Raw genomic sequence first — 12,651 nt, 5'->3', positions numbered from 1 at the left:
TCGATTCAATGGACGATTCGGCCGAGAAGCCTCGTACGCTCGATGACGTGGATACCGACGTGATCGACATCGAGACCGGCCAGCGCCGCATCATCGACCTGACCGACGAGGTGCGCTCGTTCTGCGGTCGCCGCGGCGACGGCTTGTGCAGCGTCTTCGTGCCGCACGCGACGGCGGGTGTGGCGATCATCGAGACGGGTGCGGGTTCCGACGACGATCTCGTCGACACCCTCGAGAACCTGCTCCCGCGCGACGACCGCTACCGGCACTCGCACGGCTCGCCGGGACATGGTGCCGATCATGTGCTGCCCGCCCTGGTGTCGCCGTCGGTGACCATGCCCGTGCAGGACGGCGAGCCGTTGCTCGGCACCTGGCAGAGCATCGTGCTCGTCGACCTCAACCGCGACAATCCGCAACGCAAGGTCCGACTGAGCTTCATCGACGGGTGACGTGACGTCGGTGACACCCGACCGAGTCTGACCTGGGCACCGTCGACGCTGCCCGTTCGTTGTCTTTTCGGCGTGACAACGGCGACCGGTACTGTAGTGCGGTCGAATAGTCGCAGGTATCAGCGAAACTTCAAGGATGTATCAGACGTGCAGACACACGAGATCAGGAAGCGTTTCCTCGATCACTTCGTGAAGGCGGGCCACACCGAGGTGCCGAGCGCCTCGGTGATCCTGGACGACCCGAATCTGCTGTTCGTCAACGCCGGCATGGTGCAGTTCGTCCCGTACTTCCTGGGGCAGCAGGCTCCGCCGTGGAAGCGGGCCACCAGCATCCAGAAGTGCATCCGCACGCCCGATATCGACGAGGTCGGCATCACCACCCGCCACAACACCTTCTTCCAGATGGCGGGCAACTTCTCGTTCGGCGACTACTTCAAGAAGGGCGCCATCGAGTTCGCGTGGACGCTGCTGACCAACCCGGTCGAACAAGGCGGATACGGGCTGGACCCCGAGCGGCTGTGGGCCACCGTCTACCTCGACGACGACGAGGCGATGGCCCTGTGGCAGGAGGTCGCCGGGCTCCCGGCCGAGCGCATCCAGCGCCGCGGGATGGCCGACAACTACTGGTCGATGGGCATTCCCGGGCCGTGCGGTCCGTCATCGGAGATCTATTACGACAGGGGACCCGAGTACGGCGTCGAGGGCGGTCCGATCGCCAACGAGGACCGCTACATCGAGATCTGGAATCTCGTGTTCATGCAGAACGAGCGCGGCGAGGGCACCTCCAAGGAGGACTTCGAGATCCTCGGGCCGCTGCCGCGCAAGAACATCGACACCGGGATGGGCGTCGAGCGGGTGGCGTGCCTGCTTCAGGGTGTGGACAACGTCTACGAGACCGACCTGCTGCGTCCGGCCATCGACCTGATGGCCGCGCGCGCCCCGCGCGGTTACGGCCAGGGCAGCCACACCGACGATGTGCGGTACCGCATCATCGCCGACCACAGCCGCACGGCGGCGATCATCATCGGCGACGGTGTGAGCCCGGGCAACGAGGGCCGCGGTTACGTGTTGCGTCGCCTGCTGCGCCGGATCATCCGCGCCGCGAAACTACTCGGCGTCGAACAGCCGATCATGGCCGACCTGATGACCACCGTGCGCGACGCGATGGGCCCGTCGTATCCCGAACTGGCCGAAGACTTCGACCGCATCCAACGCATCGCCGTGGCCGAGGAGACCGCGTTCAACCGGACGCTGGCCTCCGGCTCGCGGTTGTTCGACGAGGCGGCCGGCGCGACGAAGGCCAAGGGAGCCACGGTGCTGTCCGGCTCGGATGCCTTCACGCTGCACGACACCTACGGATTCCCGATCGAGCTCACCTTGGAGATGGCGGCCGAACACGGTCTGTCCGTCGACGAGGAAGGCTTCCGCGGCCTGATGGCCGAGCAGCGCCAACGCGCGAAGGCCGACGCCGCGGCGCGCAAGCAGGCGCACTCGGACCTGTCGGCGTACCGTGACCTGGTCGACGCGGGTCCGACCGAGTTCACCGGCTTCGACGAATTATCCTCCGAGGCAAGGATTCTCGGTATCTTCGTCGACGGTGAGCGCGTACCCGTCGTGAGCCACGACGGGGGCGGCCCGCCGCCGGACCGCGTCGAGTTGATCCTCGACCGCACACCCTTCTACGCCGAGTCCGGCGGCCAGATCGCCGACGAGGGCACGATCAGCGGATCGGGCGCCTCCACCGCGGCCAAGGCGGCGGTCACCGACGTGCAGAAGATCGCGAAGACATTGTGGTCGCATCGTGTCCACGTGGAGTCCGGCGAGTTCGTCGAGGGCGACACGGTCGTCGCCGCGGTCGACCCGAAGTGGCGCCACGGTGCCACACAGGGGCACTCCGGGACCCACATGGTGCACGCCGCGCTGCGGCAGGTGCTGGGGCCCAACGCCGTTCAGGCCGGCTCGTTGAACAGGCCCGGGTATCTGCGCTTCGACTTCAACTGGCAGGGCCCGCTCTCCGAGGACCAGCGCAGCCAGATTGAAGAGGTGACCAACGAGGCGGTCGAAGCCGACCACGAGGTGCACACGTTCACCACCGAGTTGGACAAGGCCAAGGCGATGGGTGCCATAGCGCTGTTCGGTGAGCAGTACCCCGAACAGGTCCGCGTGGTCGAGATCGGTGGACCGTTCTCGCTGGAGCTGTGCGGCGGCACCCACGTGCACAACTCCGCGCAGATCGGTCCGGTCACCATCCTCGGTGAGTCGTCGGTCGGCTCCGGCGTGCGCCGGGTGGAGGCCTACGTCGGCCTCGAGTCGTTCCGCCACCTGGCCAAGGAACGGGCGTTGATGGCGGGACTGGCCTCGACGCTGAAGGTGCCCTCCGACGAGGTGCCTGCGCGAGTGGTGAACCTGGTCGAGCGGCTGCGGGCAGCCGAGAAAGAGCTGGACCGGTTGCGCCTGGCCAATGCGCGTGCCGCGGCAGCCAATGCCGCCGCCGGCGCAGAACTTGTCGGTAAGGTCCGTCTCGTGGCGCAGCGCATGGCCAGTGGGATGTCGGCCGGTGATCTGCGCACGCTGGTCGGCGATGTGCGCGGCAAGCTGGGCAGCGATCCCGCCGTTGTCGCGTTGATCGCGGAGGGCGAGAACGACAGCGTCCCGTTCGTGGTCGCGGTCAATCCGGCCGCCCAAGACCTCGGATTCCGGGCCAACGATCTGGTGAAGACGTTGGGTGCGGCGGTCGACGGCCGCGGCGGCGGAAAGGCCGATCTGGCACAGGGTTCCGGCAAGGGGGCGGCAGGCATCGACGCGGCGCTGGCCGCGCTCCGCGCAGAGATCGACCGAGGCTAGCGGCGTGGATTCCACACCGGCGGGAGGCGATCCGCACGCGCGGGGGGCATCAGGCGACCGTCGGCCGGATCGGCCCGGGGAGTCACTGAACCCGCCGGATCCGGGTCGCGGACGCCGGATCGGCATCGACGTCGGCAGCGTGCGGATCGGCGTTGCCGCCAGCGATCCGGACGGCATCCTGGCCACCCCCGTCGAGACCGTCCGTCGCGACCGCACCAACCGGCACATCCGGCGGCTCACCGGGTTGGTCAAGGACCTGGATGTGGTGGAGGTCGTGGTGGGGTTGCCGCGCACGCTCGCCGATCGATCGGGGACCTCGGCTCAGGACGCCGTCGCGCTGGCCGACGCGTTGGCCGAACGGATCGCCCCGACACCGGTGCGACTCGCGGACGAACGACTCACTACGGTGGTGGCTCAACGCTCGCTGCGGGATGCCGGTGTGCGCGCCAGAGGCCAGCGCTCGGTGATCGACCAGGCGGCGGCGGTGGGCATTCTGCAGAACTGGTTGGACCAGCGGCGTGAAGCGGCGCGCACGCGAGGAGCGGATCAGCACGTTGCCGCGCATGGAGAGGTCGGGGATGACTAACCATTGGGGCGGCGAGCGGGCCGAACCGGTAGCGGTGGGCCCGCCGCGGCGCCGGATGACCCGCGCGGAGCGGATCCGGGCCGCGCGCAACCGGCGCAAGCGCCGCGTGGCGGGTGGTTTGGCCGTCGGCCTGCTGATCGTGGTCGTCATCGGCGCGGTGTTCCTGGGTTCCAAGCTGTGGCACTCACTGTTCGGAGGCAACGACTTCACCGGTGAGGGCGTCGCGGATGTCGTGATCCAGGTGCATGACGGCGACTCGACGACAGCGATCGGCAAGACGTTGCAGGAGCACAACATCGTCGCGACCGCCAGCGTGTTCGTCGACGCCGCCGAGGGCAACGACGCGATATCGGCGATCCAGCCGGGCTTCTACAAGATGCGGACCGAGATCCCGGCGGCCAATGCCGTTGCGCGGCTTTCGGATCCGAAGAACCGGGTCGGCAAGCTGACCATCCCCGAAGGGCGCCAGCTCGACGATGTGCGGGATGTCAAGACCAACGCGGTCACCGAGGGCATCCTCACCCTGATCTCCCGAGCGACGTGTGTCGACCTCGACGGTGAGCGGCACTGCGTGTCCGCGGACGCGTTGAAGAACGTGGCCGCGACGGCGGCGCCGGCATCGCTCGGTGTGGCCGACTGGGCCCTCGGCCCCGTCCAGGCGATGGGTGACGACCATCGCCGCCTCGAGGGGCTGATCGCCGCGGGCACGTGGAACATCGACCCCTCGGCACAGCCACAGGAGATCCTGACGAATCTGATCTCCACCAGCGCAACGCAATACGCCAACGGTGGACTGCTCGAGACGGCCGCGGCCATGGACATGTCGCCCTACGAGATCCTGATCGTCGGCTCACTGGTGCAGCGGGAGTCGACACCGGAGGACTTTTCGAAGGTGGCGCGCGTCATCTACAACCGGCTGGCCGAGAACCGCACGCTCGAGTTCGACTCGACGGTGAACTATCCGCTCGACCGCATCGAGGTGGCCACCACCGACGCCGACCGCGCGCAGCACAACGACTGGAACACCTATGTGCGGCCCGGCCTTCCGGCGACCCCGATCTGTTCGCCGAGCACTGCGGCCTTGACCGCTGCGGAGAACCCGGCGCCGGGGGACTGGCTGTACTTCGTCACCATCGACATGCAGGGCACGACGTTGTTCACCCGCGACTACCCGCAGCACCTCGCGAACATCGAGCTCGCCCGGCGCAACGGTGTGCTCGATTCGGCGCGGTGAGCGCAGTAGCGCGGTGAGTCCGGGCCGAAAGGCGGCGGTGCTGGGCTCGCCGATCGCGCACTCGCGTTCTCCGCAGTTGCATCTCGCGGCGTACCGGGCGCTGGGCCTGACCGACTGGACCTACGAGCGCATCGAATGCACGGCGCAACAGCTGCCGGGCCTGGTCGGTGGGCTCGGACCGGAGTGGGTCGGCTTGTCGGTCACCATGCCCGGTAAGTTCGCCGCGCTCCAGGTCGCCGACGAGCGCACGGCGCGCGCGGAACTGGTCGGCTCGGCGAACACGCTGGTGCGCACCGATACCGGCTGGCGGGCCGACAACACCGACATCGACGGGGTGAGCGGCGCCCTGGGCGAGGCGCCTGCCCGACACGGTGTGGTCATCGGGTCGGGCGGCACGGCGCCGGCGGCCATCGTCGCGCTGGCCGAACGCGGCGTCGCCAGGATCACCGTGATCGCGCGTGATCCGCACAAGGCCGGTCCGTTGGTGGACCTGGCGACGCGGGTCGGCGCCGACGCCCGATGGGTCGACATCGGCGGAACCGGCCTGGCCGCGGCCGCGGCCGACGCAGACCTGATGATCAACACGATTCCGGCCGACGTCGCCGCGGCCTATGCCCCCGCGCTGGCCGTCGTCCCGCTGCTGCTCGATGCGATCTACGATCCCTGGCCGACCCCGCTGGCCACCGCGGTGCAGGACACCGGTGGGCAGGTGATCAGCGGCCTGCAGATGCTGCTGCACCAGGCCTTCGCACAGGTCGAACTCTTCACCGGGATGCCGGCGCCGAAAGAGGCGATGCGGGCCGCGCTGCGGGATCGATGATCACCGGTCTGCCGGCGGTGGTGAACGTGCTCGCCCGGTCTGGCGTTGGTAAGGGTATGAACTCAGCCGGCAAGGCCGCTCTCTCGGTGACCACGGCAGCGATCCTGTCCGCGACGCCGCCCGTTGCCCATGCCTCGGCGCCGCAATACCTGGGTCAGTGGCAGGCGCCCCACGGCGCGGTCTTCGACAGCACCGTGATCGGAGGTCTCTCCGGGATCAGCTACGACCCGCAGCGCGACCTGTACTACACGATCAGTGACGACAAGTCCGACCATGGCACGGTTCGGTTCTACAGCGTTCGACTGAATGTCTCCGACGGTGGTGTCGACGGCGGTCACTTCGTCAGCAGGCACGACCTGCTCGACGAATCGGGACAACCCTTCGGCCCCAACGACATGTCCGTCGAGCCGCCGGTGCTGGCCCCCGACGCCGAGGCGATCGCCTTCGACGGTGCGCGCGAGCAGTTGTATTGGACCTCCGAAGGATTCGTCGCCGACGGTGACGACACCGACCCGGCGGGACTGTTGCAGCCCTGGATCAGGATCGCCGGCCTCGATGGTACGTACCGCGGGCAATTCGTCATGCCGCCCGGGATCGCCCTGTCCGCCGACGAGACCAGCGGCCCTCGTCCCAACGGGGTGCTCGAGGGGCTCTCGCTCACGCCCGACGGCCGCTACCTGTTCGCGGCCATGGAGCACTCGCTGTACCAGGACGGCCCCACCGCAGACGAGCAGACAGCCGGGCAGATCCGCATCACGAAGTTCGACGTCGAGTCGAGGACGGCCGTCGCGCAATACGTCTATCGAGTGGAACGGGCGGCACCGCGAACCGGGAAGAACGGTGTGCCCGACATCCTGGCACTCTCGGAGAGCTCACTGCTGGTCATCGAACGCGCAGCCAATCTTCCCCAAGCCGTCGCGGTGGCGCTCTATCGCGCTGATGTCGGCCACGCCACCGATGTGCTGGGGATGCCCTCGTTGAACGAAGCGTCGGTCACACCGATGGCCAAGTCGCTGGCCCTCGACCTCAATGCCCTCGACGAACTCGAGCCGCTCGACAACGTCGAAGGAATCACTCAGGGTCCTGTGCTGCCCGACGGCCGCCGATCCGTCGTCCTGGTCAGCGACGACAATTTCCAGCCGATCGAAGTGACCCAGTTCCTGGCGTTCGCGCTGTAACCGCGACCGGGAGAAACACCGTGGGCATGCCGTATCAGTACGACAACCGCATTCAAGAGTCGGCGCGCCAGTGGCAGACACTTCAGCTTGCCGTGTTGGGCTTCGTTGGCCTGTGCGGCGTTCTCACCGGCGATGATTCGGGTCGGAGCCGCCCGCACTGGCTGCAGGAGATCGGCGCTGTGAGCGCGTTCGCAGGTTTCGTGCTGGCTGTCGCGGGGATCTTTCTCGTCGCCACGATCGCACACCCTGTCATCGGGCAGCCCCGTCTCGGTCCGGCCACCATTTCGCGACTGCGCGTGGGGATCACGTTCACGTTCGCCGCGGCCGCGCTGACCGCGGTGGCGGCGTTGACCTGGTGGTGGCCGCAGTCGCGCAGCGAGGCGCCGATCGCGCCCAGGATAGAGGTGACGACCTCGCAGGGCTCGGTGTGTGGAGTTCCGGTTCCCGGCCGCACCGGAGCGGTTCATCTCGACGCCGATGGCGAGCGGTTCGTGATCCCGTTGCGACGGCTGCTGGCCATCACTGCCGTCGAGACGTGTTGAGGCGCACCAGGCCACGACACCCAGGTCGAGCGGTTCACCGCAACACCCGCGCTCAAAGAAGTGATGAGCACGGCGCCGGAACGCCGTTAGCCTTCAGTTCGTGGGGGCGGGGGTCTGCGGTGTCGTCGCGCTGGTGTGGCTGGTGACGCTGAGCGTGTTCGACGTCACGCAGCGTCGGCTGCCCAACTGGCTGACCCTGCCGGGCGCCCTGGTGATCGTGGCGGTCGCGTTCGTGGCGGGACGCGGTGTTGCCGCCTCGATCGGCGCCCTGGCACTGTTCCTCGTCTACCTGACCGTGCACCTGCTCGCGCCGACGGCGATGGGCGCGGGGGACGTCAAACTCGCCATCGGTCTCGGAGCGCTGACCGGTTCATTCGGTGTCGACGTGTGGACCCTCGCCGCGCTCACAGCACCGCTGGTGACGGCCACATGGGCCGTCGTCGCCGTGATGTGCCGTTCGAAAAGCACCGTCCCACACGGCCTGTCGATGTGTCTGGCCGCTGCGACCGCCACCGCTCTCGTGGTGACCTAGTGGCAGGGGAACCCGAGAAGATGGCGCGCGTCGTGCACGAACTCGTGGATGTGGGTGTCCGAGCCGAAGATCGAGGTCGCACCCTGGTCGAGCCCGACGAGGTAGAGCACCATCAACGCCAGGAACGCCGTGCCGGTCAACCACGCCGTGGCGGTCAGCGCGCTGGCCTCGATGCGGGTGGCGGTCGCCTCAGTCATGGCTGTCTCCTGTCATGCGGGCCGGCGCGGTCAGCAGATGGTGGTCATGAATCACCTTCTCCAGGGCGCTGACCCAGTGGTCGTAGTATTGCCAGTCGCCGCGCTCGGTTTCGGGCATGTCCTCCCACCGCCCGATCGTCTCGATCAGGCTCTGCTGGAAGTCGACCCAATCGAAGTGGCGGAATTCCGACAGGGCCAGCGCCAGGCCGAACGCCCGGCGCTGCCAGTCGTGATCGAACTGCGGCGCGGCCTGGTCGGTGGTGCAGGTTTCGTGCAGGCTCATGAGACCGGTCCCGCCAGCGCCACACCCATCATCGATTCGGTCGTGACCAGCTCCATCAATTCCTCGTCGGTGAATTCTTCTGTGCCGGAGGGACGTTCGGGGATGACGAACCACCGTGAGTGACCGCTGCTGTCCCACACCTTGATCTCGGTGTCCTCGGGTAGGTCGACGCCGATCTCGGCGAGCACCTTGCGCGGTTCGCGTGCCGCCCGCGAACGGAACACGGGGTCCTTGTACCAGTACGGCGGCAGACCGAGCACCGGCCACGGGAAGCACGAACACAGCGTGCAGATGACAAGGTTGTGCACACCGGGCGAGTTGGCCACGGCCTGCAGATGCTCACCCTCGGCGCCTGCCATGCCCTCGGGCAGCTCGAGTTCGGCGATGGCCGCAGGTGTGTCGACCACGATGCGAGCCGCGAACTCCGGGTCGGTCCATGCCTTCACGACGATCTTGCGACCGTTGAGCGGTGTCATCTCCGATTCGAAGTACCACAACACCTTGTCCACGGTCTGGTTGGTGATCACGCCCTTCTCGATCAGAAGCGATTCCAGTGCGGCGACTTTGGCAGCGCTGGACAGCTCGCGGTCCTCGGGGTAGTGGAACTGGTCGCTCATCGCGCTCCTTCCAGGTAGGCCTCGAACAGCTCGGCGTAGATGGTCAGCGGACCGTCCTCGGCGCGCTCACCGAACAGGTCCTGCGGGTCGAACGCGACGATGTAGATCGGCATCGGGTCACCGATGCCGTCGCCGGTGTGGGTGAAGTACGCGTAGTCGCCCTCGAAGATCCGCTCGACGGTGCCGATGCGGCCACGCAGATAGCCGGGTAGGCGGGTGTGGGCGGCGGCGGGCACGTTGGTGATGCGCACGCCGTCACCGACGGCGAACTTCGGATGCGCGACGTCGCGGCGTGGGCTGTCGCCGCGGCGCAGGTAGTCGACGACCTGCTCGTCGATCGCCGGCTCCGGATCGGTGAGGGCAGGGGCGGCATCCACAGCCAATTCCTCTTTGCGCGCGGATAATTCGTCCTCGGTCACGTAGCCCTTGTCGATGAAGAACTGTGTGATGCCGCCCAGCCACTTTTCGTAGTAGCGGAACTTGAAGTAGTCGAACGGGTTCATCGCCTCGGCGCCGGTGCGCAGATCGGCCCACGTCCACTCGTCCTTGAACGCGGTCGGCACCGTGTCGATCGGGTACTGCGCAAGCGCGGATCCGAGGTGGTTCGACAGCCCCATCATCGCGACGTGGATACCGAAGATCCGCTTCTCCCACTCTTCGACGAAGACCCGCTTCTCGAAGGTGAGCGGTTCGGGCAGCCCCTCGAGGCCGCCGAGGTAGTGCTGCAGTTTCATTACGCGGGGCTGCCTTCCGTCGTCGGTGCAATTTCGGGGCTGGTGTGGTCGGGTTCGGGCTCGCGGGTCAACACCTTCGCGACGTACTCCGAGAGCAGCCCGAACGAGGCGCCGAGCGCACACGCCGTCGCGGCGACGAGGCCCGGATGCGATATCGACGTCACGGTGATCGCGTTGCCCGTCCCGGCCACCGTGGACACCGTGCTCGCGAAACCGACGACCACCGCCGGCGTCGTCGACAGCAGCGGCACCCAGGACGCCTGCACCATCACCGCGCTGCCGATTCCGACGGCGACCGCGACCGCCACCAGGCTGCCGCCCAACAGATGGCCCGCATACAGGCTCGCCGAGGCGATCAGGACGCCGGCCAGATTGCTCGTCAGCGACCGCACCCATCCGCCGATTCCGCCGCCGACGAAGAAGAACGAGGCCCATGTCAGGAAGACCACCCAGATCGGGACCGTGATCACTTCCGCGGTCACGGCCACCGCGAGTCCGCCGAGCACACCGATGCTCACCGTCAATGCCGATCTTGAATCCATGGATGAACTGTGCAGCCAATGTGTTTCCGCGATGTGACGGCCATGTTGGATTCGTGACAACGCGGGATCGGCGTACAGCTATTGCATACTCAGGGTATGTTAGTACATACTGCGAGTATGCAAAATGATCTGATGGCTCTATCCGAGCGTTACTTCGCCGCCTGGGCCGACCGCGACCCCGACGCGATCGCCGCTCTGCACACCGAGAACACCTGCTTCTGGACACATCTGGGCGCCGAGCCCGTCGTCGGCCGCGCCGCCGCGCACGAGGCGTTCGCCGCCGTCTTCGCGCAGTTCCCGGACTTCGCCTTCGAAACCAAACGGGTTCTCTACGGCGAGGCGCACTGGGTGCTGGACTGGACGCTGGTCTCCGGCGGTGTCCGGTTCGACTGCCTGGACCTGGTCACCGTCACGCCCGACGGGCTGGTTTCGCGCAAGGATTCGTTCATCGACTCCGTCCAGCTGACGGCGACCATGGCGGGGGATCGAGCGTGACCACGGCAGCGGTCGCCCAGCTGCCCCTCGTCGAGTCCCTGCCGGTGGAGCACCTGTTCGACATGCACGTCAACCTGCAACCGGCACAACCGATCCCGACTCCCACCGGAACCCGCATGACGTTGATCACGACCGGCGGGCACATCGACGGACCGCGGCTGCGCGGTGAGGTGCTTGCCGGCGGCGGTGACTGGCTGCTCGTCGGTGACGACGGCTGCGGCCGGGTCGATGTCCGCGCGACGCTGCGCACCCACGACGGTGTGCTGATCCACTTCGAGAGCGCAGGGATCATCAAGGTGCCGGCCGACGGACTCGACCGGTTGGCGCACGGCGAGGTGCTCGGCTTCGACGAGACCTACGTCCGCACGACACCGAGGTTCGCCACCTCCGACGAGCGATACGCGTGGCTCAGCGAGGTGGTCGCGGTCGGCTACAACATCCTGTCGCCCGGTCACGTCGACTACCGCGTCTACCGAGTGCTGTGAACGACGAACGGCTTGCCCGGCAGTCGAACCGGGTGGTCAACCGCTGGCACGCGTGCGCAGCGGGCGATGGGCCGCGTGCATGCCCGGATCTACCGGGCCAGCGGCGGGCGCCTCGGACGCCGCTGGTTCGCGGGTGCTCCGGTGATGGTGCTCGAGACCACGGGCCGTCGCACCGGTGCGCGGCGCCGCACGGCCGTGCTCTATCTGCGGCACGGTCACGCCGTGGTCGTGCTGGCCGCCAACGCCGGGGCGTCCCACACTCCCGCATGGTGGCTGAACCTGCGCCACGCCGGGACCGGCGTCGTCCAGATCGGCCGGGTTCGCACGTCGGTGCGGCCCCGGGAGTTGACCGGCGCCGAGCGCGAGCGCGCGTGGCGGGCGTTTGTCGGCATGTATCCGCAAGCCGAGTACTACGCGCGCTTCACCGAGCGGCGACTGCCGCTGATCGCGCTCGAACCGGCCGGGTCGTAGCGGTTATCGTTCGGCCGTGACGACGAAGAGCGCCAGGCGCACCCAAGCGGAACGCACCGAGGCGACCGTCTCTGCGCTCGTCGACGCGGCGCGCGCGTTGTTCGCCGAGAACGGATACGAGGCGACCTCGCTGGACGCGGTCGCGGCCCGGGCGCGGGTGACCAAGGGCGCCGTCTACCACCACTTCGAGGGCAAGCGCCGGCTGTTCGAGGCGGTGTTCACCCGCGAGGTCGAGCGGATGGCCGTACCGCTGGCCGAGGCCTATCAGCGTGCCTACGCGCGCAAGAAGGATCCGTGGGACGCGTTCGGGGCGGCCTGCCGGGTGTTCCTCGACGAGTGCCTCGACCCCGGGGTGCAGCGGATCGTGCTGCGCGACGCGTTCACCGCGCTGGGCTGGGAGGAGATGCGCCGGCTGGAGACCCCGCTGCTCGACATGATGGAGGCCGCGATCGCCCGCGCGGTCGACGCGGGCGTGATCGCCAAGCGTCCACCCGGACCACTGGCCCACTTCCTGTTCGGGGCCCTGTGCGAGACGGCCATGATCGTCGCGCGGGCAACCGATCAGCGCTCCGCGCATCGTCAGGCCGTCACCGAGCTCGGTCACGTTCTCGGCGGCCTGGTCATCGGCTGATTCGGGGTGAG

The 12,651-nt window shown here is 67.8% G+C and carries 17 protein-coding genes; 12 read left to right on the top strand and 5 right to left on the bottom strand.

The features are described 5' to 3' along the window. The first annotated feature begins 47 nt into the window (after positions 1 to 47). The 8 genes from RMCN_RS13945 (at position 48) to RMCN_RS13910 (ending at position 8,185) form a co-directional block, all read left to right on the top strand. Positions 48 to 449: a secondary thiamine-phosphate synthase enzyme YjbQ gene (locus RMCN_RS13945; RefSeq protein ID WP_067391112.1), complete on the top strand. Its 402-nt coding sequence runs from the start codon at positions 48 to 50 to the stop codon at positions 447 to 449. A gap of 147 nt (positions 450 to 596) precedes the next feature. Beyond that, positions 597 to 3,293 (top strand): alanine--tRNA ligase, encoded by a 2,697-nt coding sequence (gene alaS, locus RMCN_RS13940; protein WP_067390090.1) that lies wholly within the window; start codon positions 597 to 599, stop codon positions 3,291 to 3,293. A 4-nt stretch (positions 3,294 to 3,297) separates the two neighbouring features. Beyond that, positions 3,298 to 3,879: a Holliday junction resolvase RuvX gene (gene ruvX, locus RMCN_RS13935; RefSeq protein WP_067390087.1), complete on the top strand. Its 582-nt coding sequence runs from the start codon at positions 3,298 to 3,300 to the stop codon at positions 3,877 to 3,879. Further along, the gene (locus RMCN_RS13930; RefSeq protein ID WP_064415743.1) at positions 3,872 to 5,113 is read left to right on the top strand and encodes an endolytic transglycosylase MltG; all 1,242 of its coding nucleotides are present in this window, start codon (positions 3,872 to 3,874) and stop codon (positions 5,111 to 5,113) included. The genes ruvX and RMCN_RS13930 overlap by 8 nt, the downstream gene beginning before the upstream one ends. Positions 5,114 to 5,126: 13 nt before the next feature. Beyond that, on the top strand, positions 5,127 to 5,933 hold the full coding sequence (locus RMCN_RS13925; RefSeq protein WP_067390084.1) for a shikimate dehydrogenase: 807 nt from the start codon (positions 5,127 to 5,129) through the stop codon (positions 5,931 to 5,933). A 56-nt stretch (positions 5,934 to 5,989) separates the two neighbouring features. Beyond that, the gene (locus RMCN_RS13920; protein ID WP_110765854.1) at positions 5,990 to 7,111 is read left to right on the top strand and encodes an esterase-like activity of phytase family protein; all 1,122 of its coding nucleotides are present in this window, start codon (positions 5,990 to 5,992) and stop codon (positions 7,109 to 7,111) included. 20 nt (positions 7,112 to 7,131) lie between these two features. Then, entirely contained in the window at positions 7,132 to 7,653 is a 522-nt protein-coding gene (locus tag RMCN_RS13915; protein WP_131808550.1) for a hypothetical protein, read from the top strand. 100 nt (positions 7,654 to 7,753) lie between these two features. Continuing rightward, entirely contained in the window at positions 7,754 to 8,185 is a 432-nt protein-coding gene (locus tag RMCN_RS13910; protein WP_067390075.1) for a prepilin peptidase, read from the top strand. On the opposite strand, the gene RMCN_RS13905 is transcribed toward RMCN_RS13910, so the two are convergent. The 5 genes from RMCN_RS13905 to RMCN_RS13885 are packed head-to-tail and all read right to left on the bottom strand — an operon-like array spanning position 8,182 to position 10,558. Continuing rightward, a complete protein-coding gene (locus RMCN_RS13905) occupies positions 8,182 to 8,382 on the bottom strand; it encodes a CbtB domain-containing protein (protein WP_067390072.1) in 201 nt (66 codons plus the stop codon). The genes RMCN_RS13910 and RMCN_RS13905 overlap by 4 nt on opposite strands. Further along, the gene (locus RMCN_RS13900; RefSeq protein WP_064415737.1) at positions 8,375 to 8,665 is read right to left on the bottom strand and encodes a nitrile hydratase accessory protein; all 291 of its coding nucleotides are present in this window, start codon (positions 8,663 to 8,665) and stop codon (positions 8,375 to 8,377) included. Before RMCN_RS13900 ends, RMCN_RS13905 begins: the two co-directional genes overlap by 8 nt. Further along, positions 8,662 to 9,282, bottom strand: a complete 621-nt coding sequence (nthA, locus tag RMCN_RS13895; protein WP_067390069.1) for a nitrile hydratase subunit alpha — start codon at positions 9,280 to 9,282, stop codon at positions 8,662 to 8,664. Before nthA ends, RMCN_RS13900 begins: the two co-directional genes overlap by 4 nt. After that, positions 9,279 to 10,016: a nitrile hydratase subunit beta gene (gene nthB, locus RMCN_RS13890; protein WP_067390066.1), complete on the bottom strand. Its 738-nt coding sequence runs from the start codon at positions 10,014 to 10,016 to the stop codon at positions 9,279 to 9,281. Before nthB ends, nthA begins: the two co-directional genes overlap by 4 nt. Next, the gene (locus tag RMCN_RS13885) at positions 10,016 to 10,558 is read right to left on the bottom strand and encodes a DUF1097 domain-containing protein (protein ID WP_067390062.1); all 543 of its coding nucleotides are present in this window, start codon (positions 10,556 to 10,558) and stop codon (positions 10,016 to 10,018) included. Before RMCN_RS13885 ends, nthB begins: the two co-directional genes overlap by 1 nt. Positions 10,559 to 10,690: 132 nt before the next feature. Here RMCN_RS13885 and RMCN_RS13880 point away from each other — a divergent pair, with 132 nt between their 5' ends. The 4 genes from RMCN_RS13880 to RMCN_RS13865 all read left to right on the top strand — a co-directional run bounded on the left by RMCN_RS13880 (position 10,691) and on the right by RMCN_RS13865 (position 12,640). Next, a complete protein-coding gene (locus RMCN_RS13880) occupies positions 10,691 to 11,053 on the top strand; it encodes a nuclear transport factor 2 family protein (protein ID WP_234787658.1) in 363 nt (120 codons plus the stop codon). After that, positions 11,050 to 11,538, top strand: a complete 489-nt coding sequence (locus tag RMCN_RS13875) for a DUF3237 domain-containing protein (RefSeq protein ID WP_067390056.1) — start codon at positions 11,050 to 11,052, stop codon at positions 11,536 to 11,538. The genes RMCN_RS13880 and RMCN_RS13875 overlap by 4 nt, the downstream gene beginning before the upstream one ends. A 66-nt stretch (positions 11,539 to 11,604) precedes the next feature. Then, positions 11,605 to 12,009, top strand: coding sequence for a nitroreductase/quinone reductase family protein (locus RMCN_RS13870; protein ID WP_067390053.1), 405 nt, complete (start codon positions 11,605 to 11,607; stop codon positions 12,007 to 12,009). A 16-nt stretch (positions 12,010 to 12,025) separates the two neighbouring features. Next, positions 12,026 to 12,640, top strand: a complete 615-nt coding sequence (locus tag RMCN_RS13865; RefSeq protein WP_067390050.1) for a TetR/AcrR family transcriptional regulator — start codon at positions 12,026 to 12,028, stop codon at positions 12,638 to 12,640. Positions 12,641 to 12,651: the final 11 nt, after the last annotated feature.

This window comes from Mycolicibacterium novocastrense, assembly GCF_001570485.1.
Lineage (GTDB): Bacteria > Actinomycetota > Actinomycetes > Mycobacteriales > Mycobacteriaceae > Mycobacterium > Mycobacterium novocastrense.
The sequence above is the reverse complement of the archived record's forward strand: the minus strand, read 5'-3'. Positions and strand labels throughout refer to the sequence as shown.